Origin of the sequence: Burkholderia sp. GbtcB21, assembly GCF_019091065.1 — a bacterium.
Classification (GTDB): Bacteria; Pseudomonadota; Gammaproteobacteria; order Burkholderiales; family Burkholderiaceae; genus Burkholderia; species Burkholderia pyrrocinia_C.
Genome location: NZ_JAGXKA010000002.1, coordinates 270,092 through 295,776 on the forward strand (window position 1 = coordinate 270,092; position 25,685 = coordinate 295,776).

The window sequence follows — 25,685 nt, forward strand, 5'->3', positions numbered from 1 at the left end:
CGCTCAGGCGGCCGGCGCGGACTCGCCTGCCGACGCCGGCGCGGCCGGAATCAGGAAATGCTCGCGGTAGTACTTCAGCTCGTCGATCGACTCGTGGATGTCCGCGAGCGCCGTGTGCATCGCGCGCTTCTGGAAGCCCTTGTAGATCGCGGGCTGCCAGCGGCGGCACAGCTCCTTGAGCGTGCTGACGTCGAGATTGCGGTAGTGGAAGAATTTCTCGAATTCGGGCATCCAGCGCGCCATGAAACGGCGGTCCTGGCAGATCGAGTTGCCGCACATCGGCGACTTGCCGGGCGACACGTACTGCGCGAGGAACGCCTGCAGCTGCGCGGCGGCTTCCGCCTCGGTCACGGTCGATGCGCGCACGCGGTCGATCAGGCCCGAGCGGCCGTGCGTCGACTTGTTCCAGTCGTCCATCTTCGCGAGCGTTTCGTCGCTCTGGTGGATCGCGAACACGGGGCCTTCAACGGCAACGTCGAGCGTGGAATTGGTCACGACGACCGCGATCTCGATGATGCGGTCGTTATCCGGGTCGAGGCCCGTCATCTCCATGTCGAGCCAGACGAGGTTCAACTCGTTGCGCACGAGCGCGGGCTGGCTGGCGGAAGCGGCGGTATCGGTCATGAGTCATCCTGGAAAATGGCGGACGGCGCGCGGCGCCGCCCGGGCGGCCGGCAACGCATCAGCGGGCCCGGTCCGCAAGAACATATAATTCTCGCATAGAACCCTTTGGCGCCTTCGATGTCACCCTTTTCGTTCACCCTGTTGTTCGCGCTCGCCGTGCTCGCGATGGTCGTCACCAAGCTGTGGCTCGCGTCGCGGCAGATTCGCTTCGTCGCCGCGCACCGCAACGGCGTGCCGGCGCAGTTCAGCGCAACCATCCCGCTGACCGCCCACCAGCGCGCGGCCGACTATACGGTCGAGCGCACCCGGCTGACGATGCTCGAGATCGTCGTCAGCGCGGCCGTGCTGGTCGGCCTCACGCTGCTCGGCGGCGTCGGCGCGCTCGACACGCTGCTGACCGGCTGGCTCGGCCGCGGTTACGGGCAGCAGGTCGCGCTCGTCGCAGCGGTGCTCGTGATCACGAGCGTGATCGACGTCCCGTTCGAGTATTACCGCCAGTTCGGGATCGAGCAGCGTTTCGGCTTCAACCGGATGACGAAGCGGCTGTTCTTCACCGACATGCTGAAGAACACGCTGCTCGGCGCCGCGCTCGGCCTGCCGCTGCTGTTCGCCGTGCTGTGGCTGATGAACCAGGCCGGCAGCCTGTGGTGGCTGTGGACCTGGATCGTCTGGGTCGCGTTCCAGATGCTCGTGCTGCTGATCTACCCGACCTTCATCGCACCGCTCTTCAACAAGTTCGAGCCGCTGAAGGACGACGCGCTGCGCTTGCGCATCGAGTCGCTGATGAAGCGCTGCGGCTTCGCGGCGAAGGGGCTGTTCGTGATGGACGGCAGCCGCCGCTCCGCGCACGGCAACGCGTACTTCACGGGCTTTGGCGCATCGAAGCGGATCGTGTTCTTCGACACGCTGCTCGCGCGCCTGTCCGGCCAGGAAATCGAAGCCGTGCTCGCGCACGAACTCGGCCATTTCAAGCGCCGCCACGTGATGAAGCGGATGCTCGTGTCGTTCGTGCTGAGCCTCGTGCTGCTCGCACTGCTCGGCTGGCTGGCGCAGCGCACCTGGTTCTATACGGGGCTCGGCGTCACGCCGTCGCTCGACACGAGCAATGCAGGCGCCGCGCTCGTGCTGTTCTTCCTCGCCATTCCGGTGTTCCTGTTCTTCGCGACGCCGTTCAGCAGCCTCACGTCGCGCAAGCACGAATTCGAGGCCGACGCGTTCGCGGCCAGCCAGACCGACGCGCAGGATCTCGTCAGCGCGCTCGTGAAACTCTACGAGGACAACGCGTCGACGCTGACGCCCGACCCCGTCTACACGGCCTTCTACTACTCGCATCCGCCCGCATCGCAGCGGATCGACCGCCTGCTGCAGCTCGCATGAGCCGGCCGCCTTCCCGCAAGCCGGCCCCGCGCGCGTCGGGCGCGCAACGTGTCGAAGGCCGCGTGATCGCGGCGCACGGCCGCCACTACATCGTCGCGCCCGACGACGGCGGCCCGATGCTGCAGTGCTTCCCGCGCGGCAAGAAGAGCGACATCGCGGTCGGCGACCGCGTCGTGTACGAACACGCGTCGGCCGACCAGGGCGTGATCGTCGAGATCGGCGAGCGGCGCAACCTGCTGTACCGTTCCGACCAGTTCAAGTCGAAGCTCTTCGCGGCCAACCTCGACCAGTTGCTGATCGTGCTCGCGACCGAACCCTATTTCAGCGAAGACCTGCTCGGCCGCGCGCTGATCGCCGCCGAGGCGAACGAGCTGAAACCGCTCGTCGTGCTGAACAAGATCGACGTCGAAGCTGCGCTGCCGGTCGCGCGCGAGCGCCTCGCGCCGTACCGCGCACTCGGCTACGACGTGCTCGAACTGTCGGTAAAGGACTCGCCCGACGACGCGCGCGCGCAACTGATGCCGCACCTCGCCGGCCATTCGACGATCCTGCTCGGCCAGTCCGGGATGGGCAAGTCGACGCTCGTGAACCTGCTGGTTCCCGACGCCGAAGCCGCGACGCGCGAGATCTCGGCCGCGCTCAACAGCGGCCGCCACACGACGACGTTCACGCGCCTCTACCCGCTGGAGGGCGGCGGCGCGCTGATCGATTCGCCGGGCTTCCAGGAGTTCGGCCTCTACCATCTGACGGAAGGCCGTCTCGAGCGCGCATTTCCGGAGTTCCGGCCTCTGCTCGCGGACTGCCGTTTCTATAATTGTCATCATCTGCACGAGCCCGGCTGCGCGATTCTCGAAGCGGTCGACGACGGCCGCATCGCGCCGTCGCGGCACGCGCTGTATGCGCAGCTCGTGCACGAGGCGAGCCAGATCGTCCGCTGATCGCGCGACAGGCGCGCGGCGGCCAATGCCGTTCGGGCCGGCCTTCATCGACAGGAGCCGCCATGCGTTTCAAGGCACCCGATCTTGCGACGGCGCAGCATTGGGCCAACGTGCTCCAGGTGGCCGGCGTCGGTTGCGAGCTGCATAACTGCTACGCGACCGGCGCACTCGGCGGCCTGCCCGCCGACGCGTGCACGCCCGAGCTGTGGCTCGACGACGAACGCGACGACGCGCTCGCTCGCCGGCTGCTCGATGCCGCGTCGCACGGCCCGTCGGCCGGCGCCGCGCCGTGGCGCTGCCGACAGTGCGGCGAAGCGCTCGAGGCCCAGTTCACGGCGTGCTGGCAATGCGGTGCCGTGCGCGATCCGCTCGACGACTGACCCACAGCAAAAAGGCCGGCATCAAGCCGGCCTTTGCCTTTCATCGGGCGCTGCGCGGCCCGTTACGACACCCAGACGGCGAGCGTCAGCATCAGCAGCAGGATCATCCACAGGATCACCGCACGCCAGACGAGGCCGACCGCCGACTGCAGCGTACGCGGCGTGCAATCGTCACCGACCGTCAGCGGACCGCTGTCGCCGACTGCCAGCGCGTCGAGGCTCGACGGTTCCGCGAGCGGCCCCGCGAGACGCGCACCGAGCGCCCCACTGCCGGCTGCCAGCAGCACGCCGTCGTTCGGGTCGGGCCACTGGCGCGTGTGGTTGCGCCACGCGTAGATCGCGTCCTCGAAATTGCCGACGATCGCGAAGCCGAGTGCGGTCAGTCGCGCGGGGATCCAGTCGATCACGAAGAACGCGCGTTGCGCGAACGTCGAAAAGGCGGCCGTGCGCTCGTCGCCCGGCGTCGACCAGCTGCGCGCGAGGTATTCGGAAATCCGGTACAGCACGGCGCCGGCCGGCCCGATCGGTAGCACATACCAGAAGAACACGCCGAACACGTGGCGATGCGATGCGACAACCGCGTGAATCAGCGTATGGCGGACGATTTCGCCGACCGGCATGTCGACCGTGTCGATGCCCGTCCACTCGCGCAGGATTTCGCGCGCGCGCGGCACGTCGTCGTTGTTGAGCGCGAGATGGATATCGGTGAAGTAATGGCTGAACTGTCGGAAGCCAAGCGTGAAATACACGACGACCACGTTCCACAGGAACGCGAGCACGAAGCTCACCTTGTACAGCAGGAAATAGATCAGTGCGACGACCAGCACCCAGGGCAGCACGACCGCGAGCCACGCGAGGATGCCGTGCTTCTGCTTGCCGGCGTCGAGGCCATGCGCGACGGTTTCCGCATGAAACTGGAACAGCGCGAACACCGGATTGTTCGGCGACAACGCGCGGACCTGTTCGATGATGAGGGCAAGGAGAACCGAAAAGAAAGTCATGCGTGGCGCCGTCTTCGGAGTTATGTCATTTTTTGCATAACGATAGCACAGCGTAAGCCGAGCATGGCTGCCGACGCAGCCGCCCGGCGGCCGGCCGCGCGCATGTGCCGGTATGCGCGTCTATGCAGCGGCCAAGAAGCGGTACAGATTGCGAAACATGGCGGCAGTTGCGCCCCAGATGAAGTAATGCCCGCCCGGTTCGCCGTTCGGATAGGGCATCGCAAAAAAACGACGCTCGCCGCCTTCCCAGCGAAACACGCGGACCTGATGGTTCGCGGGATTCATCAGGAACGCGAGCGGCACCTCGAAGATCTCGGCGACTTCGAACGTGTCGGCCTGCACGGTGAACGGCGGATGCACGAGGCCGACCACCGGCGCCACGCAGAAGCCGGTGCCGGTCAGGTAGTCGGGCAACGCGCCGAGGATCTCGACGCGTTCGGCGGCCAGCCCGATCTCTTCCTTCGCTTCGCGCAACGCGGTGGCGGTCGCGTCGCGATCGAACGGTTCGCGACGGCCGCCGGGAAAGCTGATCTGCCCGGCGTGGTCGTTCAGGTGATCGGCGCGCTGGGTCAGCAGCACGGTGAGGCCCGACTCGCGGGTGACGAGCGGCACGAGAACGGCCGCGCTGCGCGGATCGACGCCTTCCTGCAGCCTCGCCTCTCCGGGCTCGACGTTCCAGTCGAGCGTGCGCGCGAAACGATCGCGCAAGCCGGACGGCGTCATCAGGCGGGGATCGATGGCGGGCAGGCCGGCGCCGGTGCCTTCGACCGGCAATACTTCGGGATCGATGATGGGGCGGCGGTTCAATGGGGCTCTCTGGTTCGTGTCGTATCGAGCATATTGTCGCGCCAGAATGAAAAAAGCACCCGGTCGGGTGCTTTTTCCTTACAGCTCTTACTCTTGGGAAGCTGCTGCGGTGCGATCCTTCGACACCAGCTTTTCCTTGATACGAGCCGACTTGCCCGAACGCTCGCGCAGGTAGTACAGCTTCGCGCGACGCACATCACCGCGGCGCTTCACGACGATGCTTGCCAGCAGCGGCGAGTACGTCTGGAACGTACGCTCGACGCCTTCGCCCGACGAGATCTTGCGGACGATGAAGTTCGAGTTCAGGCCACGGTTGCGAATTGCGATCACGACGCCTTCGTAAGCCTGAACGCGCTTGCGGTTACCTTCAACCACGTTCACGTTCACGATCACCGTGTCGCCCGGGGCGAATTCGGGGATCGTCTTGCCGGCGAGCGCGCGCTCGATTTCTTCCTGCTCAAGTTTTGCGATGAGGTTCATCACTGACTCCTATTGCCATCGTGTCGGCGTTTGCACCTGCCTGCTCCCAGGCCGGCCCCGATAGAGGATGGATTCACATCAGGCACCGCGCACGCATGCACGGCACCGCCAATTCCCGCCCGCGACGCCGCCTCAGGAGGCGTCCTTCGCTTCGCGTGCGAGGTTCGCGAGCCATGCCTCGTCGGCACGGCTCAACAACTTTTCGCGACGCGCCCGGACGATCAGGTCCGGCCGCTTCCGCAACGTATTCCGCAATGCTTCCTGGCGACGCCACCGCTCGATCTCGGCATGATGCCCGCCGAGCAGCACGTCCGGCACGCGCACGCCGTCGTATTCCTCGGGGCGCGTGTAGTGCGGACAATCGAGCAGGCCGTCGACGAAACTGTCCTGCACGGCCGACTGCGAATCGTTCAGCACACCGGGCAGCAACCGCACGACCGCATCCATCATCGCCATCGCCGGCAGTTCCCCGCCGGACAGCACGAAATCGCCGAGGCTGATTTCCTCGTCGACGCAACGGTCGAGCAGGCGCTGGTCGATCGCTTCATAGCGGCCGCACAGCACGACGACACCCGGCTCCTGTGCCATCCGCACCGCTCGCTCGTGCGTGAGCGGCGCGCCCTGCGGCGACATCATCACGACGCGCGTGCTCGCGATGCCCTGCTCCGCCTGCGCTGCTTTCGCGGCGCCGATCGCAGCTTCGAGCGGCCTGGCCAGCATCACCATGCCCGGACCGCCGCCGTACGGACGATCGTCGACCGTGCGGTAGTTGTCCGTCGTGAAATCACGCGGGTTCCAGGTGCGCAGCCCGAAGCGCCCTTGCTTGACGGCCCGGCTGGTGATTCCCCAGTCGGTCAGTGCACGGAACATCTCGGGAAAGAGCGTGACGACGTCGAACTGCACCGCGCTCTCGGTAACCTGGTTCATTTCAGTAATCGGCTTCCCAGTCGACGACGATGCGACGCGCCGCCTGGTCCACCGTTTTGACGTATACGCCGACAAACGGAATCAACCGTTCATCGGTGGTCGGCTGACCGTCTTTGCCGGTCGCCGGATACTCGACACGCATGATCGAATGCACGCCGTTGTCGATCATCCCGCTCACCTTCCCGAGCGCCACCGATTGCTCGTTGACGACTTCGAGACCGATCAGGTCGACCCAATAGAATTCGTCCGCGGCCAATGCCGGGAAATCTTCCCGGCGCACGAACACGCGAAAGCCGCGCATGGCCAGCGCGGCATCGCGGTCGCTGACGCCCGCGGGTTGCGCAACGACCGTGTCGCTGTGCGTCTTCGACTGCATGATGCGGACGGAAAGCCGCTCCGCACCGCGTTCCAGCCACCAGCGGCGCGCGTTGAGCAACGCGTCGCCGCCGCGACCGGCATCGGCATGCGTCGCCACCTTGATCCAGCCCTTCAGGCCGTAGGCGTCGACCACCGCCCCGACCTCGACGGCATCGTCGGGCCAGGCCTGCGTCGCTTCGAGGCTACCCTGTTCGGCAGCCTGACCGGCGTTCGCGACAACGTCGCGCTCGACCGGCTTGCGGACGAATGCGCCGAATGACGCACGCCCGCGCCTTGCATTACCGGAATCGTGACCCGCCATCAATGCACCTCACAGCCGGCACGACCGGCACACCGTGCCATGTTAGGCAGCCGGTTGCGCCTTTTGCGCTTCCTTCACGAGACGCTGGACGGTCGGCGACAGTTGCGCGCCAACACCTTGCCAGTACGTCAGGCGGTCCTGAGCGATACGCAGCGATTCGCCCTTCGTAGCGACCGGGTTGTAGAAGCCGACGCGCTCGATGAAGCGGCCGTCACGACGGTTACGCGAATCGGTAGCAACGATGTTGTAGAACGGGCGCTTCTTCGAGCCGCCACGAGCCAGACGGATGATAACCATATGATGTCCTTCGGAAAACCGGGTTCGAAACTACTGAAACACGCGATTATAGCCGGAAACCAGAGGCACAACAAACACTTACGCGCAAAAAATCCGCGGACGGCCTGCCAGCCGGGCATACAATCGTCGTGTCCAGGACGCTCCCGACCGTCATGCCGCTCCTTCGCGCCGCCCCGACGCGCCGCGCTCAGCACCGTTTCATCACGCTGCTCGCCGGCCTTGCCTGCCTCGCGTCCGCTACGGCGTTCGCCGCAACGTTGCCGGTCGATGAACTGGTCGTGCCGCCCGGCTTCCACGTGCAAGTGCTGACCGACGCAGTACCGACCGCACGCGAAATGGCGTGGTCGCCGCGCGGCATCCTGTATGTCGGCACGCGGGAAGGCCGCGTGCATGCGTTCGAGATGCACGAGGGCCGGATCAGCGCGCGCCACGTGATCGCGTCCGGACTCGACATGCCCGTCGGCGTAGCCTACCGCGACGGTGCGCTCTATATATCAGCCGTGTCGCGCATCCTGCGCCTCGATCGCATCGACGACCGGCTCGCCAAGCCACCGCCCCCTGTCGTCGTGACCGACGCGCTGCCGACCGACCACCATCACGGCTGGAAATTCATCGCGTTCGGCCCCGACGGCAAGCTTTACGTGCCGACCGGCGCACCGTGCAACGTCTGCCTCGCCGATCGCAGCCGCTACGCGATCATCGCACGCATGAAGGCCGACGGCAGCGGAAGCGAGGTCGTCGCCCGCGGCGTGCGCAATACGGCCGGCTTCGCATGGCACCCCGATTCGGGCGAGCTCTGGTTTACCGACAACGGGCGCGACATGATGGGCGACGACGTGCCCGATGACAAGCTGAACCGCGCGCCGCGCGCCGGCCTCGACTTCGGTTTTCCGTACTGCCATGGCGGCGATACACCCGACCCCGAATTCGGCAGCGCCGACGTATGCCGCCGTTATGTGCCGCCCGTATTGAAACTCGGCGCACACGTCGCGGCGCTCGGCATGCGCTTCTATACCGGGCCGATGTTTCCCGCGTCGTATCGCAATAACATGTTCATTGCCGAACACGGTTCGTGGAACCGCAGCACGAAGGTCGGCTACCGCGTAATGCGCGTCGTCGTATCGGCAGACGGCAGCCAGGCGCGCCAGACCCCGTTCGTCACGGGCTGGCTGCGGCCCGACGGCACAGTGTGGGGACGCCCGGCCGACGTGCTGCCGCTGCCGGACGGTTCGCTGCTCGTCAGCGACGACTACGCAGGTGCAATCTATCGCGTGACCTATGCGGCACCTTGACGCAGGCCGGGGGTGACCGGGCCCGACCGGGCATCGTAGAATGCGTGCCGGGCCGCGCGCCCGCGCCGGCCCGCCGGCCGCCCATGCCAACGACAATACGCCGCCATCCATGTCCAGCAGCACCGCACCGTCCCGCCGCTTCCGTTCCAAGACGCTCACCGCCGCCCTCGCATTCCTGTTCGGATCGCTCGGCGCGCACCGCTTCTATCTGTACGGCTTTCGCGACGTGTACGGCTGGGCACACCTGCTCGCGACGATCGTCGGCATCCCGGGCTTCCTGCTGCTCGCGGCGACCCAGCGCAGCGCCGGCCTCGGCTGGTGGCTCGCGGTACCCGGCGCAATCTCGCTGCTGGCGGCGTTCCTCGCCGCACTCGTCTACGGGCTGCGCCCCGACGAAAAGTGGGACGCGCAATTCAACGCGGAGACGGGCAAGCACAGCCGGTCGGGCTGGACCGTGATCTTTGTCGTGATCTTCTCGCTGCTGATCGGTGCGTTCCTGCTGATGACCGCGCTCGCGCTGTCGTTCCAGACGTATTTCGAATCGCAGGTCGAAGCAGCGAAGCAGATTTCGCAGTAAGCGCAACGAGCGCGACGCACCGGCGCCGACGAGCACCGGTATTGCGCGCCCCTTAGAACAGGTTCAACTGCATGTCGTCGCGCGACTTCGCGCCGGCTGCGCGAACTGCAACGCGCGGCGCGGGCACCGCGGCGGCCGGCGCGCCGCGAAACTGCGACAGATCGAGGATGCCGTTCGTGCGCTCGTTCAGCCCGAGCCGCTTGACGGCCTGGCGGAACCGCTGCCGTAACAGGTCGGCCCAGATCCCCTCACCCTTCATCCGTTTCGAGAAATCCGAGTCGTAGTCTTTCCCGCCGCGCATGTCGCGCACGCGGTTCATCACGCGTTCCGCGCGATCGGGAAAATGCGCGGCGAGCCAGTTCTTGAACAGCGGCGCGACCTCCCACGGCAACCGCAGGATGATGTAGCTCGCGTGCGTCGCGCCCGCTTCCGCGCACGCTTCGAGCACGCGCTCCATGTCGGGCTCGGTGACGAACGGAATCACCGGTGCAATGCTCACGCCGACCGGCACGCCCGCATCGCGCAGCGCGCGGATCGTGCGCAACCGGCGCGCCGGCGTCGCCGCCCGCGGCTCGAGCGTGCGCGAGAGATCGGCATCGAGCGTCGTGATCGTGACTGCCGCCATTACCTGCCTGCGCTCCGCCATCGGTGCAAGCAGGTCGAGATCGCGCTCGATCAGCGACGATTTCGTGATCGCGGCGAACGGCAACCCGCGATCGTGCATCACCTGGATCACGCTGCGCGTGATGCGCAGGTCGCGCTCGACCGGCTGGTAGGCGTCGGTGTTGACGCCGAGCGCGATCGGCTCAGGCACGTAGCGCTTGCGCGAAATCTCGCGCTCGAGCAGTTCGGCCGCATTGACCTTCGCGTAGATGCGGCTTTCGAAATCGAGCCCCGGCGACAGGCCGAGATAGCTGTGCGTCGGCCGCGCGAAGCAGTAGATGCAGCCGTGCTCGCAACCGCGATACGGATTGAGCGATACGCTGAACGGAATATCGGGCGACTGGTTATGCGTCAGGATGCTCTTCGCACGCTCCTCGAACACCTGCGTGCGCAGCGGCGCGGGGAAGTCGGCGTCGTCCGACTCGTGCGTCCAGCCGTCGTCGACCGCTTCGCGCTGCGCGAGCTCGTACCGCCCCTGCAAGTTGTCGACCGCACCGCGCCCCTTGCGGGGCACGGGCGGCGCTACCGGAAATTCGTTGTCGGACCGATCGTCCATGTGCCCACCCATTCGCCTGCGCCCAATACTGTACATTTATACAGTATTGGGCGCAGCATGCCAAGGGCGTGATAAGGGGCCCGTTAACGGGCCGCCGGCGCGTCACTCGCCGACCGCGATCGTCAGCGTTTCCTTGATTTCCTCCATCACGACATAGCTCTTCGACTGCACGGCGCCGGGCAACTGCAGCAGGATGTCGCCGAGCAGCTTACGGTAGTCGGCCATCTCGCCGATCCGTGCCTTGATCAGATAGTCGAAATCGCCGGATACGAGGTGGCATTCGAGCACCTCGTCGATCTTCATCACTTCCCGACGGAATTGCTCGAACATGTTGCCGCCCTTGTGGCCGAGCGTGATCTCGACGAACACCAGCAGCGCGGCACCCAGCTGGCCCGGGTCGACCCGCGCGTGATAGCCGGTGATCACGCCGTCCCGCTCCATGCGCCGCACGCGCTCGATGCACGGCGTGACGGTCAATCCGACCTGTTCCGCGAGGTCCTTCATCGCCATCCGGCCGTCGTCCTGGAGCAGTTTGAGGATGCGCCGGTCGAGCTTGTCGAGCGAGCGTACGGGCTGACGTTGCGTTCTCATTTGTTTATGCTGAAAACCTGAAAAATACGATAACAAAACCTGCACATTCGACAATACCATAGCTCAAAAAACTAGATCAGCTAGAGGTTACACGGAGCCGCGGGTGCGTCCGGCCTCGATCTGGTCCCTTCGATCTGGAGCAGCTATGCGAGTCGTCATTCTGGGCAGCGGTGTGGTGGGCGTGGCAAGCGCGTATTACCTCGCGCGCGCCGGTCATGAAGTCACGGTGATCGACCGGGAAGCCGGGCCGGCGCTCGAGACGAGCTTCGCGAACGCAGGCCAGATCTCCCCCGGCTATGCGGCGCCGTGGGCCGCGCCCGGCGTGCCGCTGAAGGCCGTCAAGTGGATGTTCGAAAAGCATGCGCCACTCGCGATCCGTCTCGACGGCACGCGCTTCCAGCTCCAGTGGATGTGGCAGATGCTGCGCAACTGCACGACCGAGCGCTATGCAGTCAACAAGGGCCGCATGGTTCGCCTCGCCGAATACAGCCGCGACTGCCTGCAGGCGCTGCGCGCCGACACCGGCATCCAGTACGAAGGGCGCACGGGCGGCACGCTGCAGCTGTTCCGCACGCAGCAGCAACTCGACGGCGCGGCGAAGGACATCGCCGTGCTGCAGGAAGCGAACGTGCCGTTCGAACTGCTGTCGCCGGACGACCTGAAGAATGCCGAACCGGCACTCGCCGCGGTATCGCACAAGCTGACGGGCGGCCTGCGCCTGCCGGGCGACGAAACGGGCGATTGCCAGCTGTTCACGACGCGCCTCGCGGCGCTCGCCGAATCGCTCGGCGTCAAGTTCCGCTACAACACGCCGATCGACGCGCTCGCGATTGCCGGCGGCAAGATCGCCGGCGTGCAATGCGGCAGCGAGATGGTGCGCGCGGACGCGTACGTCGTCGCGCTCGGTTCGTACTCGACCAGCTTCATCTCGAACCTGATGAAGATCCCGGTCTATCCGCTGAAGGGCTATTCGATCACCGCGCCGATCGTCAACGAAGCGGCCGCTCCCGTGTCGACCGTGCTCGACGAGACCTACAAGATCGCGATCACGCGCTTCGACCAGCGCATCCGCGTCGGCGGCATGGCGGAAATCGTCGGCTTCGACAAGAACCTGCGCGCCGCGCGCCGCGAAACGCTCGAGATGTGCGTGAACGACCTGTTCCCGGGCGGCGGCGATACGTCGAAGGCGACGTTCTGGACGGGCCTGCGCCCGATGACGCCGGACGGCACACCGATCGTCGGCCGCACGCCGGTGTCGAACCTGTTCCTGAACACCGGCCACGGCACGCTCGGCTGGACGATGTCGTGCGGTTCGGGCCAACTGCTCGCAGACCTGATCTCGGGCAAGAAGCCGGCGATCCAGGCCGACGATCTGTCGGTGCACCGCTACCTGAAGGAAGTGACCGGCCAGACGCGCCCGGCATACGCATAAGCCGCGGCGGCCCGCAGCAATGCGGGTCGACCGGCATCAAAAAAAGGGGCGCTCGTAGCGCCCCTTTTTCCGTGTGCTTACCGCTGAAGCGGCACGCCGCGTCAGCCGAGCTCGGCCACGAGTTCCGGCACGAGCGTGAACAGATCGCCGACGAGGCCGTAGTCGGCCACGCTGAAGATCGGCGCTTCCGGATCCTTGTTGATCGCGACGATCACCTTCGAATCCTTCATGCCGGCCAGATGCTGGATCGCACCCGAGATGCCGACCGCGATGTACAGCTGCGGTGCAACGATCTTGCCGGTCTGGCCGACCTGGTAGTCGTTCGGTACGTAGCCCGCGTCGACTGCCGCGCGCGATGCGCCGAGTGCGGCCGACAGCTTGTCCGCCAGCGGCTCGAGCACCTTCGTGTAGTTCTCGCCGCTGCCCAGACCGCGGCCACCCGACACGATGATGCTTGCCGACGTCAGTTCCGGACGGTCCAGCTTCGTCACTTCACGGCTCACGAACTGCGACTTGCCTGCGTCGGCTGCCGCTTCGATCTTCTCGACCGAAGCGCTGCCGCCTTCGGCCGCCACCGGATCGAAACCCGTCGCACGCACCGTGATGACCTTGATCGGGTCGCTCGACTGCACCGTCGCGATTGCGTTGCCTGCGTAGATCGGGCGCTCGAACGTATCGGCCGAATCGACCGCCGTGATATCCGAAATCTGCGCGACGTCCAGCTTCGCGGCGATGCGCGGCGCGATGTTCTTGCCGTACGCCGTGGCCGGCGCGAGGATGTGCGAGTAGTCCTTCGCGATGTTCAGCGCGGTCGCTTCGACGTTTTCCGCGAGGCCCGCTTCGAGCTGCGGCGCGTCGGCCAGCAGCACCTTCGAAACACCTGCGATCTTCGCCGCTGCGTCTGCAGCCGCTTGCGCATTGTGGCCCGCGACCAGCACGTGAATGTCACCGCCGATCTTCGCCGCCGCTGCCACCGTGTTCAGCGTCGCGGCCTTGATCGACGCGTTGTCGTGTTCTGCAATCACCAGAATCGTCATTTCTTTGCGCTCCCTCTTACAGCACCTTGGCTTCGGTCTTCAGCTTCTCGACCAGCGTCTTCACGTCCGGCACCTTCACGCCGGCCGCGCGCTTCGGCGGCTCGACCACCTTCAGCGTCTTCAGACGCGGCGCGACATCCACGCCCAGGTCTTCCGGCTTCACGATTTCCAGCGGCTTCTTCTTCGCCTTCATGATGTTCGGCAGCGTCACGTAGCGCGGCTCGTTCAGGCGCAGGTCGGTCGTCACGACCGCCGGCAGCGTCAGCGACAGCGTTTCCGCGCCGCCGTCGACTTCGCGCGCGACCGTTGCCTTGCCGTCGGCAACCGTCACCTTCGACGCGAACGTCGCTTGCGGCAGGCCGGCCAGCGCAGCCAGCATCTGGCCCGTCTGGTTCGAATCGTCGTCGATTGCCTGCTTGCCGAGGATCACCAGCTGCGGCTGCTCCTTGTCGACCAGCGCCTTCAGGATCTTCGCGACGGCCAGCGGCTCGACGCTGTCGTTCGACTCGACCAGGATCGCGCGATCCGCACCGATCGCCAGCGCCGTGCGCAGCGTTTCCTGCGCCTGCGTGACGCCCACCGACACCGCGATCACTTCGGTCGCGACGCCCGCTTCCTTCAGGCGCACCGCTTCTTCAACGGCGATTTCGTCGAACGGGTTCATCGACATCTTCACGTTCGCGATGTCGACACCCGTGTTGTCCGACTTCACGCGGACCTTCACGTTGTAATCGACCACTCTTTTCACTGGCACCAGGATTTTCATGCACACGCTCCAAAGTTACGAATACGACCAGAGGCCATTCTATAGCGAGGCCTCATGACTGCGCGGCCAAGCGGACTCATCCATCGTGGCTGTCGAGGATACCGCTTCTTGGCGACGCGCCAATGATAGCGAACGGTCGTTCTATTTTAAAAGAGAAAAAACCCGGACGCAAAGCCCGGGTTTTCGATCATCGACTCTAATCCCGCCGGGCGTCCCGTGCTCTGCCCGTTACCAGGCGACGATGACCGCGCCGCCGAACTTGCCTTCGATGAACTGCTTCACGTCGGCCGAATGATAGGCCGCGATCAGTTTCGCGACCCACGGCTTGTTCCGGTCCGCGTCGCGAATCGCGAGGATGTTCGCGTACGGGCCGTTCGGACCCTCGATCGCGATCGCGTCCTGTTTCGGTTTCAACCCTGCTTCCATCGCGTAGTTGGTATTGATCGCGGCCGCGTCGACGTCGCCGAGCGAGCGCGGAATCTGCGCCGCATCGAGCTCGACGATCTTCAGCTTGCGCGGATTGTCGACGATATCGAGCGGCGTCGCCTTCAGCCCCGCATCCGCGCGCAATTTCAGGAGGCCCTGCTTTTGCAGCAGCAGCAGCGCACGGCCGCCGTTGGTCGGGTCGTTCGGGACCGCGATGCGCGCGCCGGGCTTCAGTTCGGCCAGCGACTTCACGCGCTTCGAATAGATGCCCATCGGGAACGTGACGGTCTCCGCGACCTTGATCAGCTTGTAGCCGCGATCCTTCACCTGCGCCTGCAGATACGGATCGTGCTGGTAGCTGTTCGCGTCGAGGTCGCCCGACGCGAGCGCCGCGTTCGGCTGCACGTAATCGGAGAATTCGACGACGCGGATCTCGAGGCCGCTCTTCGCCGCGACCTTCTTCACCGCTTCCATGATCTGCGCGTGCGGCCCGCCCGTCACGCCCACCTTGATGGTTTCGGCCTGTGCGTGCGCACCCGCGAACAGCGCGGCTGCGCCGAGTGCCGCCGCGAACTTCAGCATGAAGCGTCGTTGCATCGTCTCTTCCCCCTAACTAACGGATCAATTTCGTCTTATTTGTGGCTCAGCCGGCGGACGAGCCAGTCGCCGAACGACTGCACGATCTGCACGAACACGATCAGGATCGCGACGACCGTCCACATCACTTCCGGCAGATAGCGCTGGTAGCCGTAGCGAATCCCGAGATCGCCGAGCCCGCCGCCGCCGATCGCACCGGCCATCGCCGAATAGCCGACCAACGACACGAACGTGATCGTCAGGCCCGCCACGACGCCCGGCAGCGATTCGGGCAGCAACACCTTGAATACGATCTGCGACGTGGTCGCGCCCATCGATTGCGCGGCTTCGATCAGCCCGCGGTCGACTTCGCGCAGCGCCGTCTCGACGAGACGCGCGATGAACGGCGCGGCCGCCAGCGTCAGCGGCACGACCGCCGCGGCCGTGCCGATCGACGAGCCCGTGACGAGCCGCGTAAACGGAATCACCGCGACCAGCAGGATGATGAACGGCGTCGAGCGGACGGCGTTCACGATGCCGCCGAGCACGCGATTCACCGCGAGGTTCTGCAGCACGCCCTGGCGATCGGTCAGGTAGAGCAGCACGCCGAGCGGCAGACCGACGAGCGCGCCGACCGCCCCGGAGATGCCGACCATGATCAGCGTCTCCCAGAACGACTGCACGAACATATCGAACATCTCACTCAACATACGAAAGCTCCTCTACCACCACACCTTGCTCGCGCAGGAACGCGAGCGCCTGCCCGACCTTGCCCGGCTCGCCGCCCGCGAGCACCGCGAGCGAACCGAATGCCTGCCCCTGAATCTCGTCGATCTGGCCGTGCAGGATGTTGAAATCGAGTTCGTATCGGCGGATCGTCTCCGACAGGATCGGCTGGTCGACACCCGAGCCCGTGAACGCGAGCCGCAGCAGATGCCCGCTACCTGTCTTCAGCCGCTCGGCCACGCGCACCTTCAGCGCGGGCGGCAGTTCCTGCGCGATCACGTCGCCGATCAGCGCGCGCGTCACTTCGTGATGCGGCTGCAGGAACACGTCGATCACGCGGCCCTCCTCGACCACCCGCCCCGCATCGAGCACCGCGACGCGATCGCACACCTGCTTGATCACTTCCATCTGGTGCGTGATCAGCACGATCGTCAGGCCGAGTTCGCGGTTGATGCGCTTCAGCAGGTCGAGGATCGAACGTGTGGTCTCGGGATCGAGCGCGGACGTCGCTTCGTCCGACAACAGCACCTTCGGCTGGCTCGCGAGCGCGCGTGCGATGCCGACGCGCTGCTTCTGTCCGCCGCTGATCTGCGCCGGGTAACGATCCTTCTGCGCGGACAGCCCGACGAGGTCGAGCAGCGGCAGCACGGCGGCCTCGATGTCGGCACGGCTTGCGCCGGCCAGCTCCAGCGGCAGCGCGACGTTGTCGAACACCGTGCGCGACGACAGCAGGTTGAAGTGCTGGAAGATCATGCCGATCTCGCGGCGCGCCTCGCGCAGCGCGCCGGCCGGCAGCAGCGTGAGATCGCGCCCGCCGACGACGACATTGCCTTCGGTCGGCCGCGTGAGAAGGTTGATGGTGCGCACGAGCGTGCTCTTGCCGGCGCCGCTTCGGCCGATGATGCCGAACACCTCGCCCTGCGGAATCGTCAGGTTGACGTTGTGCAGCGCCTCGACCCAGCCGCTCGGCCCGGGGAAACGCTGCGAAAGATTGCGTAATTCGATCATGTAAACAAAACGGTGGCCGGCCGGCGAGCAGGCCCGCCAGTCGGCCACCGATGCATCTGGAATAGCCGGCGATTTTACCGCAAACCCCTCATTCCCCTTAATAATCGATTTCGATCTTTTCATAACCTCACGAAATTAGAGGAGCGCCGCTGGCCCGTCGCGACAATGCCGCGACTATGATCCGGAACACCGACCAACGAACAGGGACACGCCAGATGACCGCCACCACCACGCCGGCCGCCGCGCCCGCCACCGCCGGATCGGCGCCTTCGTCGCCGCCCGCGCCGAAAATGGGCCGGCTGCGCGCTGCGGACGGGCTCGAACTGGCATCGTACCGCTGGCCGGCCGGCAGCGGCACCGCGCCGCCGCGCGCGACGATCGCGCTCGTGCATGGCCTCGCCGAACACGCGGGCCGTTATGCCGCGCTCGCCGGCCGGCTGAACGCGGCCGGCATCGACGTGCTCGCGATCGATCTGCGCGGGCACGGCCAGTCGCCCGGCAAGCGAGCCTGGGTCGAGCGTTTCGACGATTACCTGAACGATGCGGATGCGCTGGTCGCCGAAGCCGCGCGCGGCAATACGCCGCTGTTCCTGATGGGACACAGCATGGGCGGCGCGGTCGCCGCGCTGTACGCGATAGAACGCGCGCCGGCCAGCGGCCATGCGCTCACGGGCCTCGTGCTGTCGAGCCCGGCGCTCGCACCGGGGCGCGACGTGCCGCGCTGGATGCTCGCGGTAAGCCGCGTCATCAGCCGCGCGTGGCCGACCTTTCCCGCGATCCGGATCGACGCGGCGCTGCTGTCGCGCGATCCGGCCATCGTCGCGGCCAATCGCGCCGACCCGCTCGTGCATCACGGCGCGGTGCCCGCGCGCACCGGCGCGGAGATTCTCGACGCGATGGCGCGCATCGAACGCGGCCGCGGCGCGCTGCGCGTCCCGGTGCTCGTCTATCACGGCACCGACGACAAGCTGACCGAACCCGACGGCAGCCGTGCGTTCGGCGCGCGCGTCGGCTCGACCGATCGCACGCTGACGCTATACGAAGGTGGTTTCCACGAAACGATGAACGATCTCGAACGCGACCGCGTGATCGACGCGCTGATCGCGTGGATTCACGCGCGCGTGCCGGCGCGCTGATCAAGCGCACATGCTGGCGGCGGACGAACGGTCAGATACCGGCCAGCACGCGCAGGTGCGCGACGACGCTGCGCCCGAGTGCGGACAGGTTGTAGCCGCCTTCGAGACAGCTCACGATGCGGCCCTGCGCATGACGACGCGCGACGTCGACGATCTGCGCGGTCAGCCATTCGAAGTCGGTCTCGACGAGGCCGAGGTTGCCGATGTCGTCCTCGCGATGCGCATCGAAGCCCGCCGACACGAACAGCATCTGCGGCTTGAAAGCGTCGAGACGCGGCAGCCAGAACATGTCGACGGCTTCGCGGATCGCCATCCCGTTGCTGCGCGCGGGCATCGGCAGGTTGACCATGTTCGGCGCCTGGTGATCGACGCCCGAGAACGGGTACAGCGGATGCTGGAAGAAACTGCACATCAGCACGCGCTCGTCGTTGGCGAATGCAGCCTCGGTGCCGTTGCCGTGGTGCACGTCGAAATCGATGATCGCCACACGCTCGAGACCGTGCACGTCGAGCGCATGCCGCGCGGCGATCGCGACGTTGTTGAAGAAGCAGAAACCCATCGCGCGCGCGGGCTCCGCATGGTGGCCGGGCGGCCGGACGCCGCAGAACGCATTCGCGTAGCGGCCTTCGATCACCGCGTCGGTCGCCGCGATCGCGGCACCGGCTGCGCGCAGCGCCGCGCGCCACGTGTCGCGGTTCATCAGCGTATCGGGATCGATCTCGACGTAGCCGTCGACCGGCGTCATGCTCCGGATGTAGTCGATGTGCGCCTGCGTATGCACACGGCCCAACGCCACCTCGCTCGCGAACGGCGCGGTTTCGTGCACGATCAGGTCGTCGATGCGGCTCGCGATCAGTTGATCCTGGATCGCCGACAATCGGGCCGGGCATTCCGGATGCCATTCCCCCATCTCGTGCAACATGCAGTCGGGGTGCGTATAGAAAGCGGTTGCCATAAGCTGTCATCCGCAGCGCGCGGTGCGCCGCAGGTCTCCATCAATGATGTCCATCGTCTGCCGCGAATTCGCCGCTAACTTACCACAACGGGGCCCGGTTTCGCCCCGGCGCGCCGGATGCGTCGGGTATACTGCGCCGAACCCAATCGCCCCCGTCCGCCCGCTTCGACATGAATTCCAGCAAGCCTGCCGCCCTTCTCTCCGCGCTGCGCCGTGTTCGCGCTCCGCTCGTCGTTGCCGCCGTCGCCGCAGCCCTCGGCGCCGCGCCTGCCGGCGCGCAGACGCAGCCTGCGAAGCCTGCCGGTACGCGCGTCGCACAGGCCCAGCCCCAGCAGCCGGCGCCGCAAGGCCAGACCTTCGAAGAGGAAATCGTTCCGCAGCGTTACGCGAGCAACGCGAAGGTCGACGCGTTCATCGACGAGATGGTGAGCCGCAACGGCTTCGACTCCGCGAGCCTGCATGCGCTGTTCTCGCGCATCAGCTATTCGGCGACGGCAGTCAAGCTCGTGAAGCCCGCCGCGTCGCCGACGGTCAAGAACTGGCGCGTCTATCGCTCGCGCTTCATCGAGCCGATCCGCATCAACGCGGGCGTGAAGTTCTGGAAGGCCAACCAGGCAACGCTGCAGCGCGCATCCCGGGAGTTCGGCGTGCCGCCCGAGGTGATCGTCGGCATCATCGGCGTCGAGACGATCTATGGCCGCTACATGGGCAATTTCCGCGTGCTCGACGCGCTGACGACGCTCACGTTCGACTATCCGGACACGCCGAATCGCGACAGCCGCCAGGCAACGTTCCGCAAGAACCTCGAGGATTTCCTGGTCTGGACCCGTGACAACCAGCTCGACCCGACCACCGTGCTCGGCTCGTATACGGGTGCGATCGGGATTCCGCAGTTTCTGCCGAGCAGCATCCGCGAATATGCAGTCGACTTCGACGGCACGGGCCATGTCGATCTGCGCAGCAGTCCTGTCGACGCGATCGGCAGCGTCGCTAACTACCTGAAGCAGCACGGCTGGGAAACCGACCGCCCGGTGGTCTGGCAGATCACGCCCGATACGGGCAGCCTGGGGATCGCACAGGCCGCCGCAGACGGCCAGCCCGAACCGCACTGGGCGCTGTCGCAACTGATGCGCGCGGGCATGACGCTGAACGAACCGACGGTCAACATCACCACCGAAGCCGCCACGCCGGTGACCGTGGTCGATCTGCCGTCGCCGGGGCGCGCGACCGAATACATGCTCGGGCTGAAGAACTTCTACGTGCTGACGCGCTACAACCGCAGCTTCTTCTACGCACTCACCGTGTATCAGCTCGGCGAGGCCGTGAAGGCGCAGATGGAAGCGAGCGGCGCGCTGACGCCGGGCAACGCGGACGAGCAAGCGCAGTAGGCGACGCACCCTCCCAAACAAAAAACGCCGCAACTGCGGCGTTTTTTTATCGCGTGCGGGACGGGCTCAGGCCGGGAACACGCCCGTGGACAAATAGCGGTCGCCGCGATCGCAAACGATGAACACGATCGTCGCGTTCTCGACCTGACGCGCGATGCGCATCGCGACTTCGCACGCGCCGCCCGACGAAATGCCCGCGAAGATGCCTTCGACAGCCGCCAGCCGGCGCGCCATCGTTTCGGAGGCGGCCTGGCTCACGTTCTCGACGCGGTCGACGCGGCTGCGATCGAAGATCGTCGGCAAATAGGCTTCCGGCCATTTGCGGATGCCGGGAATGCGCGAACCTTCTTCCGGCTGCGCACCGACGATCTCGATCGCGGGATTCCGTTCCTTCAGATACTGCGACACGCCCATGATCGTGCCGGTCGTGCCCATCGCCGACACGAAGTGCGTCACGCGCCCGTCGGTGTCGCGCCAGATCTCCGGGCCGGTCGCTTCGTAGTGCGCGACCGGGTTGTCGGGGTTGGCGAACTGATCGAGGATCACGCCCTTGCCTTCGCGCTGCATCTGGTCCGCCAGGTCACGCGCCAGCTCCATCCCGCCCTTCACCGGCGTGAGGATGATCTCGGCGCCATAGGCCGCCATGCTCTGGCGGCGCTCGACCGACAGGTCCTCCGGCATGATCAGCACCATCTTGTAGCCGCGGATCGCCGCTGCCATCGCGAGCGCGATGCCCGTGTTGCCGCTCGTCGCCTCGATCAGCGTATCGCCCGGCTTGATGCGCCCGCGCGCCTCGGCCTTGCTGATCATCGACAGCGCCGGGCGATCCTTCACGGAACCGGCCGGATTGTTGCCTTCGAGCTTCGCGAGCACCACGTTGTTGCGCGCGCGAATCTCGTCGTCCGGCAAGCGGACCAGTTGCACGAGCGGCGTATTGCCGATCGTGTCTTCGATAGTTTTGTAAGCCATGGGTATGCCGTGAGTACGAGGCCGATCAATCGGTCGATTGTAAACCAGCGCCGCCGCTCGCGCCGGCAACCCCTTTGCGACGATGGAATACGCATGCCGCGCGATTCGCGATCGCCGCGCACGCAGTGCGCACGCAAAAAACCCGCGGCATGCCGCGGGAAGCCGTCGCAATGACGGCGACTGAAGGAGCTCTTTGTCGGTCGCGCGCGACGCGTTACTTCTGCGCGGTGCGGGCAGGTGCCGCGGCGGGCTTTGCTGCTGCCGCCTTGCCCGCGACCGGCGCGGCTGCAGTGCCCGAGCCGGTCGCGCCCGCGCCGGCCGCGCCTACCGTCAGCCCTTCCTGCTGAAGTCGCTCGACGGTATGGCCGCCCATGCCTTTCACGCGTGACGCGAGATCTTCCGCATTCCTGAACGGACCGCGCGCGCCGCGTTCGTCCAGAATCGCCTTCGCCCGCGCCGGGCCGATGCCCCTGATGCCGACGAGCGCATCCTCGTTCGCGGTGTTGACGTCGACGGCCGCCCAGGCCGACGCGACTGCGCCGAGCATGACCGCTGCGGCAAACCATTTTCTGATCATGTGCTGGATCTCCGTTGAAAACGGCCGGCGGCTGCCGACCGTGAGACCCAGTCTATCGATACAACGCTTCCGCTTAAACCTGGCCGGACAGCCAACGAACGTAGCGGTCGACGCCTTCCTGCACGGTCAGGAACGGTGCATCGTAGCCGGCCGCGCGCAGTTTCGTCTGGTCGGCCTGCGTGAAGCACTGGTACTTGCCGCGCAACGCATCGGGGAACGGCACGTATTCGATCAGCCCCTGCTCGACCTGCTGCGCGAGTGTCAGCGGCGGCAGGTTGTCGAGCGCGCGCAGCGTGTTCACGACCGTCGACGCGATATCGTTGAACGGCTGCGCACGGCCCGTGCCGAGGTTGAAGATGCCCGACTTCTCCGGATGATCGAAGAAGAACAGGTTCACCTTCGCGACGTCCTCGACCGACACGAAATCGCGCGTCTGCTCGCCCGGTGCATAGCCGTTGTACTCGCCGAACAGCTTCACCTTGCCTTCCGCGCGGAACTGGTTGAAGTTGTGGAACGCAACCGACGCCATGCGGCCCTTGTGCGTTTCGCGCGCGCCGTACACGTTGAAATAGCGGAAGCCGGCGATCTGGCTCTTCGCGGTCGGCAGCACGCGACGGATCACCTGGTCGAACAGGAACTTCGAATAGCCGTACACGTTCAGCGGCGCCTCGACGTCGCGCTCCTCGACGAAACGCGTCGAGCCTCCGTAGATCGCGGCCGACGACGCGTACAGGAACTGCGCGCCTTGTGCGAGGCACGCGTCGAGCACCGCGCGGCTGTAGCGGAAGTTGTTGTCCATCATGTAGCGGCCGTCGGTTTCCATCGTGTCCGAACAGGCGCCTTCGTGGAACACCGCGCGCACCTTGCCGAAGTCGCCGCGCGCGAAGCGTTCGACAAATTCCGTCTTGTCGAGATAGTCGTCGATCTCGCAATCGACGAGATTGCGGAACTTGTCCGCGCGCGTCAGGTTGTCGACCGCGATGATGCGCGTCTCGCCGCGCTCGTTGAGCGCCTTGACGATGTTCGCGCCGATAAAACCGGCTGCGCCGGTGACGATGAGGGTCATGATCGTCCTGCCTGAAAAGTGCGAGCCACTCGTGCGACGCGCTCGTCGCGCCGCCGAATGCGCTCAGTGAAACAGTTCGTCGTAGTCCACCGTGGCCGTGCCGAGCTTGCCGACCACGATGCCTGCCGCGCGATTCGCGAGCACGACCGCGTCGACGAGCGGCACGCCTGCGCCGAGCATCGTCGCGACCGTCGCGATCACGGTATCGCCCGCGCCCGACACGTCGTACACCTCGCGCGCAAGCGCCGGTGCGTGCAGTTCGCCGGTGGCGGAAAAGAGCGTCATGCCCTCTTCGGAACGCGTGAGCAGCAGCGCGTCGATGCCGAGTTCCGCACGCAGATTCGCGACACGCGCGCGCAGATCGTCTTCCGATTTCCACTGCCCGATCACTTCGCGCAACTCCGCGCGATTCGGCGTGATCAGCGAGGCGCCGCGGTAGCGCGCCCAGTCGTCGCCCTTCGGGTCGACGAGGACGGCCTTGCCGGCCGCCCGCGCTTTCTCGATCATCGTCGTGACGTGCGTCAGGCCGCCCTTCGCGTAATCCGACATCAGCACGACGTCGTGCTGCGGCAGCAGCGCGTCGAAGCGCGCGAGCCCCGCGAGCAGCACCTCGTGCGTAGGCATCGCCTCGAAGTCGACGCGCAGCAGTTGCTGCTGGCGTGCGAGCACGCGCAGCTTGATCGTGGTCGGCAGCGTCGGGTCGCGCTCGAGATACGGCGTCACGCCGCTGCTCCCGAGCAGCTCGACGATCCGCTCGCCGGGTTCGTCGCAACCGACGACGCACAGCAATCCGGCCTGGCCGCCGAGCGTCACGGCATTGCGCGCGACGTTGGCCGCACCGCCGAGCCGCTCTTCCTGACGCTGCACGTGCACGACCGGCACCGGCGCTTCCGGCGAAATTCGATCGACGTTGCCGAACCAGTAACGGTCGAGCATCACGTCGCCGACGACAAGCACACGCGAGCGCGCGAGCTGCGCGCGCGGCACCGGAACGACTTCGCGGAGAGTATTCATCGTGTGATCAGCCACGGGAGAACGACTGGGGATCGACATACGGCCGGCCGATCGCATAGTAGTCGATGCCCAGTTCGGCCATCGCGTCCGGCTCGTACAGGTTGCGCCCGTCGAAAATCACCGGCGCCTTCAGTTCGGCCTTCAGGCGCGTGAAATCGGGGCTCCGGAATTCCTTCCATTCGGTCACGATCACGAGCGCGTCCGCCCCCGTCACGGCGACGTCCTGCGTATCGACGAGCTGCAGCCGTGCAAGCGCATCCGCATCGTCGCCGAAATCCAGCGCGAACACGCGCCGCGCCTCGTCGACCGCGACCGGATCGTACGCGCGCACGATCGCGCCGCGCTCGAGTAGCGCGGCGATCAGGCGGCGGCTCGGCGCCTCGCGCATGTCGTCGGTGTTCGGCTTGAACGCCAGGCCCCAGACCGCGAACTCGCGGCCGGTCAGGTCGGCGCCGAAGCGCTGCTCGATCTTGCCGATCAGCACGTCCTTCTGCGCATGGTTGGCCGCCTCGACGGCTTCCAGGATGCGCAGCGGCTGGCCGTTCTCGCCCGCGGTGCGAATCAGCGCCTGGACGTCCTTCGGGAAGCACGAGCCGCCGTAGCCGACGCCCGCGTACAGGAAGTGATAGCCGATACGCGGATCGGAGCCGATCCCGCGGCGCACGGCCTCGATGTCGGCACCGACCTTGTCGGCGAGATTCGACATCTCGTTCATGAACGAGATACGCGTCGCGAGCATCGCATTCGCCGCATATTTCGCGAATTCGGCCGAACGCACGTCCATGTAGATCGTCCGCTCGTGGTTGCGGTTGAACGGCGCGTAAAGCTTCTTCATCTTCTCGCGCGCGATCGTGCCCGTCTCGTCGCCGTCGACGCCGATGATGATCCGGTCAGGGCGCATGAAGTCCTCGACCGCGGCGCCTTCCTTCAGGAATTCCGGGTTCGACACGACCGAGAAGCGATGCGCGACGCTGCCGCCGAGCCCGCGTGCGGCAAGCGCCTCGTCGACCACGCCGCGCACGCGCTGCGCGGTACCGACCGGCACCGTCGACTTGTCGACGATCACCTTGAAGCCCGTCATGTGGCGGCCGATGTTGCGCGCGGCCTCGAGCACGTATTGCAGGTCGGCCGAGCCGTCCTCGTCGGGCGGCGTGCCGACCGCAATGAACTGGATCTCGCCGTGCGCGACGCTCGCCTCGAGGTCGGTCGAAAAGCGCAGGCGCCCCGCCGCGCGGTTGCGCGCGATGATGTCCAGCAGCCCCGGTTCGTGAATCGGCATCCCGCCGTTATTCAGGATGTCGATCTTGCGCGGATCGACGTCGAGACAGAAGACGTCGTGACCGATCTCCGCGAGACATGAGCCCGTGACGAGGCCGACATAGCCGGTGCCGATGATGGTGATTTTCATAGATGTTCCGGT

Annotated in this window: 28 protein-coding genes; 8 read left to right on the plus strand and 20 right to left on the minus strand. The window is 66.1% G+C overall.

All coding sequences use genetic code 11. From position 1 onward, the window contains the following. Positions 1–3 precede the first annotated feature (3 nt). The gene (gene orn / locus KVT39_RS05470; protein WP_034183060.1) at positions 4–624 is read right to left on the minus strand and encodes an oligoribonuclease; all 621 of its coding nucleotides are present in this window, start codon (positions 622–624) and stop codon (positions 4–6) included. A 117-nt stretch (positions 625–741) separates the two neighbouring features. On the opposite strand from orn, the gene KVT39_RS05475 reads away from it, so the two are divergent. The 3 genes from KVT39_RS05475 to KVT39_RS05485 all read left to right on the plus strand — a co-directional run bounded on the left by KVT39_RS05475 (position 742) and on the right by KVT39_RS05485 (position 3,319). Beyond that, a complete protein-coding gene (locus tag KVT39_RS05475) occupies positions 742–2,001 on the plus strand; it encodes a M48 family metallopeptidase (RefSeq protein WP_034183059.1) in 1,260 nt (419 codons plus the stop codon). Continuing rightward, positions 1,998–2,939, plus strand: a complete 942-nt coding sequence (rsgA, locus tag KVT39_RS05480; RefSeq protein ID WP_217588087.1) for a ribosome small subunit-dependent GTPase A — start codon at positions 1,998–2,000, stop codon at positions 2,937–2,939. Before KVT39_RS05475 ends, rsgA begins: the two co-directional genes overlap by 4 nt. 62 nt (positions 2,940–3,001) lie before the next feature. After that, a complete protein-coding gene (locus KVT39_RS05485; protein WP_034183057.1) occupies positions 3,002–3,319 on the plus strand; it encodes a hypothetical protein in 318 nt (105 codons plus the stop codon). A 62-nt stretch (positions 3,320–3,381) separates the two neighbouring features. Here KVT39_RS05485 and KVT39_RS05490 read toward each other — a convergent pair whose 3' ends face one another. The 6 genes from KVT39_RS05490 to rpsP form a co-directional block, all read right to left on the minus strand. Then, a complete protein-coding gene (locus tag KVT39_RS05490; RefSeq protein ID WP_034183056.1) occupies positions 3,382–4,320 on the minus strand; it encodes a CobD/CbiB family protein in 939 nt (312 codons plus the stop codon). Between the two features lie 120 nt (positions 4,321–4,440). Continuing rightward, positions 4,441–5,127: a CoA pyrophosphatase gene (locus KVT39_RS05495; protein WP_034183055.1), complete on the minus strand. Its 687-nt coding sequence runs from the start codon at positions 5,125–5,127 to the stop codon at positions 4,441–4,443. Positions 5,128–5,214: 87 nt separating this feature from the next. Continuing rightward, positions 5,215–5,607 (minus strand): 50S ribosomal protein L19, encoded by a 393-nt coding sequence (gene rplS / locus KVT39_RS05500; RefSeq protein ID WP_011883860.1) that lies wholly within the window; start codon positions 5,605–5,607, stop codon positions 5,215–5,217. 132 nt (positions 5,608–5,739) lie between these two features. Beyond that, positions 5,740–6,534, minus strand: a complete 795-nt coding sequence (gene trmD, locus KVT39_RS05505) for a tRNA (guanosine(37)-N1)-methyltransferase TrmD (protein ID WP_034183054.1) — start codon at positions 6,532–6,534, stop codon at positions 5,740–5,742. A gap of 1 nt (position 6,535) precedes the next feature. Next, the gene (gene rimM / locus KVT39_RS05510) at positions 6,536–7,213 is read right to left on the minus strand and encodes a ribosome maturation factor RimM (protein WP_034183053.1); all 678 of its coding nucleotides are present in this window, start codon (positions 7,211–7,213) and stop codon (positions 6,536–6,538) included. A 42-nt stretch (positions 7,214–7,255) separates the two neighbouring features. Continuing rightward, positions 7,256–7,510, minus strand: a complete 255-nt coding sequence (gene rpsP / locus KVT39_RS05515; protein ID WP_006476550.1) for a 30S ribosomal protein S16 — start codon at positions 7,508–7,510, stop codon at positions 7,256–7,258. Between the two features lie 152 nt (positions 7,511–7,662). Between rpsP and KVT39_RS05520 the strand changes: the two genes are divergently transcribed. After that, positions 7,663–8,802 carry a sorbosone dehydrogenase family protein gene (locus KVT39_RS05520; protein WP_217588091.1) on the plus strand — a complete coding sequence of 380 codons (1,140 nt, stop codon included), beginning with the start codon at positions 7,663–7,665 and terminating at the stop codon, positions 8,800–8,802. 109 nt (positions 8,803–8,911) lie between these two features. Then, on the plus strand, positions 8,912–9,379 hold the full coding sequence (locus tag KVT39_RS05525) for an NINE protein (RefSeq protein ID WP_034183440.1): 468 nt from the start codon (positions 8,912–8,914) through the stop codon (positions 9,377–9,379). A 52-nt stretch (positions 9,380–9,431) separates the two neighbouring features. On the opposite strand, the gene KVT39_RS05530 is transcribed toward KVT39_RS05525, so the two are convergent. Next, positions 9,432–10,610: a PA0069 family radical SAM protein gene (locus tag KVT39_RS05530; protein ID WP_217588092.1), complete on the minus strand. Its 1,179-nt coding sequence runs from the start codon at positions 10,608–10,610 to the stop codon at positions 9,432–9,434. A gap of 90 nt (positions 10,611–10,700) precedes the next feature. Next, entirely contained in the window at positions 10,701–11,189 is a 489-nt protein-coding gene (locus tag KVT39_RS05535) for an Lrp/AsnC ligand binding domain-containing protein (protein WP_012492860.1), read from the minus strand. Positions 11,190–11,334: 145 nt separating this feature from the next. Here KVT39_RS05535 and KVT39_RS05540 point away from each other — a divergent pair, with 145 nt between their 5' ends. Then, complete coding sequence (locus tag KVT39_RS05540; RefSeq protein WP_217588093.1) at positions 11,335–12,621, plus strand: D-amino acid dehydrogenase; 1,287 nt, start codon at positions 11,335–11,337, stop codon at positions 12,619–12,621. Between the two features lie 101 nt (positions 12,622–12,722). Here KVT39_RS05540 and KVT39_RS05545 read toward each other — a convergent pair whose 3' ends face one another. From KVT39_RS05545 to KVT39_RS05565, 5 genes are all read right to left on the minus strand, one after another. Beyond that, positions 12,723–13,658 carry an electron transfer flavoprotein subunit alpha/FixB family protein gene (locus tag KVT39_RS05545; RefSeq protein WP_034183049.1) on the minus strand — a complete coding sequence of 312 codons (936 nt, stop codon included), beginning with the start codon at positions 13,656–13,658 and terminating at the stop codon, positions 12,723–12,725. A 16-nt stretch (positions 13,659–13,674) separates the two neighbouring features. Continuing rightward, entirely contained in the window at positions 13,675–14,424 is a 750-nt protein-coding gene (locus KVT39_RS05550) for an electron transfer flavoprotein subunit beta/FixA family protein (protein WP_072436048.1), read from the minus strand. A 228-nt stretch (positions 14,425–14,652) separates the two neighbouring features. After that, positions 14,653–15,447: a MetQ/NlpA family ABC transporter substrate-binding protein gene (locus tag KVT39_RS05555; RefSeq protein ID WP_217588094.1), complete on the minus strand. Its 795-nt coding sequence runs from the start codon at positions 15,445–15,447 to the stop codon at positions 14,653–14,655. Positions 15,448–15,482: 35 nt separating this feature from the next. Then, positions 15,483–16,136, minus strand: coding sequence for a methionine ABC transporter permease (locus KVT39_RS05560; RefSeq protein ID WP_006486982.1), 654 nt, complete (start codon positions 16,134–16,136; stop codon positions 15,483–15,485). Next, entirely contained in the window at positions 16,126–17,160 is a 1,035-nt protein-coding gene (locus KVT39_RS05565; RefSeq protein ID WP_034183046.1) for a methionine ABC transporter ATP-binding protein, read from the minus strand. The genes KVT39_RS05560 and KVT39_RS05565 overlap by 11 nt, the downstream gene beginning before the upstream one ends. A gap of 215 nt (positions 17,161–17,375) precedes the next feature. Between KVT39_RS05565 and KVT39_RS05570 the strand changes: the two genes are divergently transcribed. Then, complete coding sequence (locus KVT39_RS05570) at positions 17,376–18,296, plus strand: alpha/beta hydrolase (RefSeq protein WP_217588095.1); 921 nt, start codon at positions 17,376–17,378, stop codon at positions 18,294–18,296. A 31-nt stretch (positions 18,297–18,327) separates the two neighbouring features. Here the strand turns inward: KVT39_RS05570 and KVT39_RS05575 are convergent, their stop codons facing one another. Then, positions 18,328–19,251 (minus strand): histone deacetylase family protein, encoded by a 924-nt coding sequence (locus KVT39_RS05575; protein WP_034183044.1) that lies wholly within the window; start codon positions 19,249–19,251, stop codon positions 18,328–18,330. A gap of 170 nt (positions 19,252–19,421) precedes the next feature. On the opposite strand from KVT39_RS05575, the gene mltB reads away from it, so the two are divergent. After that, the gene (gene mltB, locus KVT39_RS05580; RefSeq protein ID WP_217588097.1) at positions 19,422–20,639 is read left to right on the plus strand and encodes a lytic murein transglycosylase B; all 1,218 of its coding nucleotides are present in this window, start codon (positions 19,422–19,424) and stop codon (positions 20,637–20,639) included. Positions 20,640–20,705: 66 nt separating this feature from the next. Here the strand turns inward: mltB and cysM are convergent, their stop codons facing one another. The 5 genes from cysM to KVT39_RS05605 form a co-directional block, all read right to left on the minus strand. Further along, positions 20,706–21,608 (minus strand): cysteine synthase CysM, encoded by a 903-nt coding sequence (gene cysM, locus KVT39_RS05585; protein ID WP_034183042.1) that lies wholly within the window; start codon positions 21,606–21,608, stop codon positions 20,706–20,708. 214 nt (positions 21,609–21,822) lie between these two features. Next, complete coding sequence (locus tag KVT39_RS05590; protein ID WP_217588099.1) at positions 21,823–22,185, minus strand: helix-hairpin-helix domain-containing protein; 363 nt, start codon at positions 22,183–22,185, stop codon at positions 21,823–21,825. A 73-nt stretch (positions 22,186–22,258) separates the two neighbouring features. Next, complete coding sequence (gene rfaD, locus KVT39_RS05595; protein WP_034183439.1) at positions 22,259–23,251, minus strand: ADP-glyceromanno-heptose 6-epimerase; 993 nt, start codon at positions 23,249–23,251, stop codon at positions 22,259–22,261. Positions 23,252–23,314: 63 nt separating this feature from the next. Further along, on the minus strand, positions 23,315–24,265 hold the full coding sequence (gene rfaE1 / locus KVT39_RS05600) for a D-glycero-beta-D-manno-heptose-7-phosphate kinase (protein WP_217588100.1): 951 nt from the start codon (positions 24,263–24,265) through the stop codon (positions 23,315–23,317). A 7-nt stretch (positions 24,266–24,272) separates the two neighbouring features. After that, entirely contained in the window at positions 24,273–25,673 is a 1,401-nt protein-coding gene (locus tag KVT39_RS05605) for a UDP-glucose/GDP-mannose dehydrogenase family protein (protein ID WP_034183040.1), read from the minus strand. Positions 25,674–25,685: the final 12 nt, after the last annotated feature.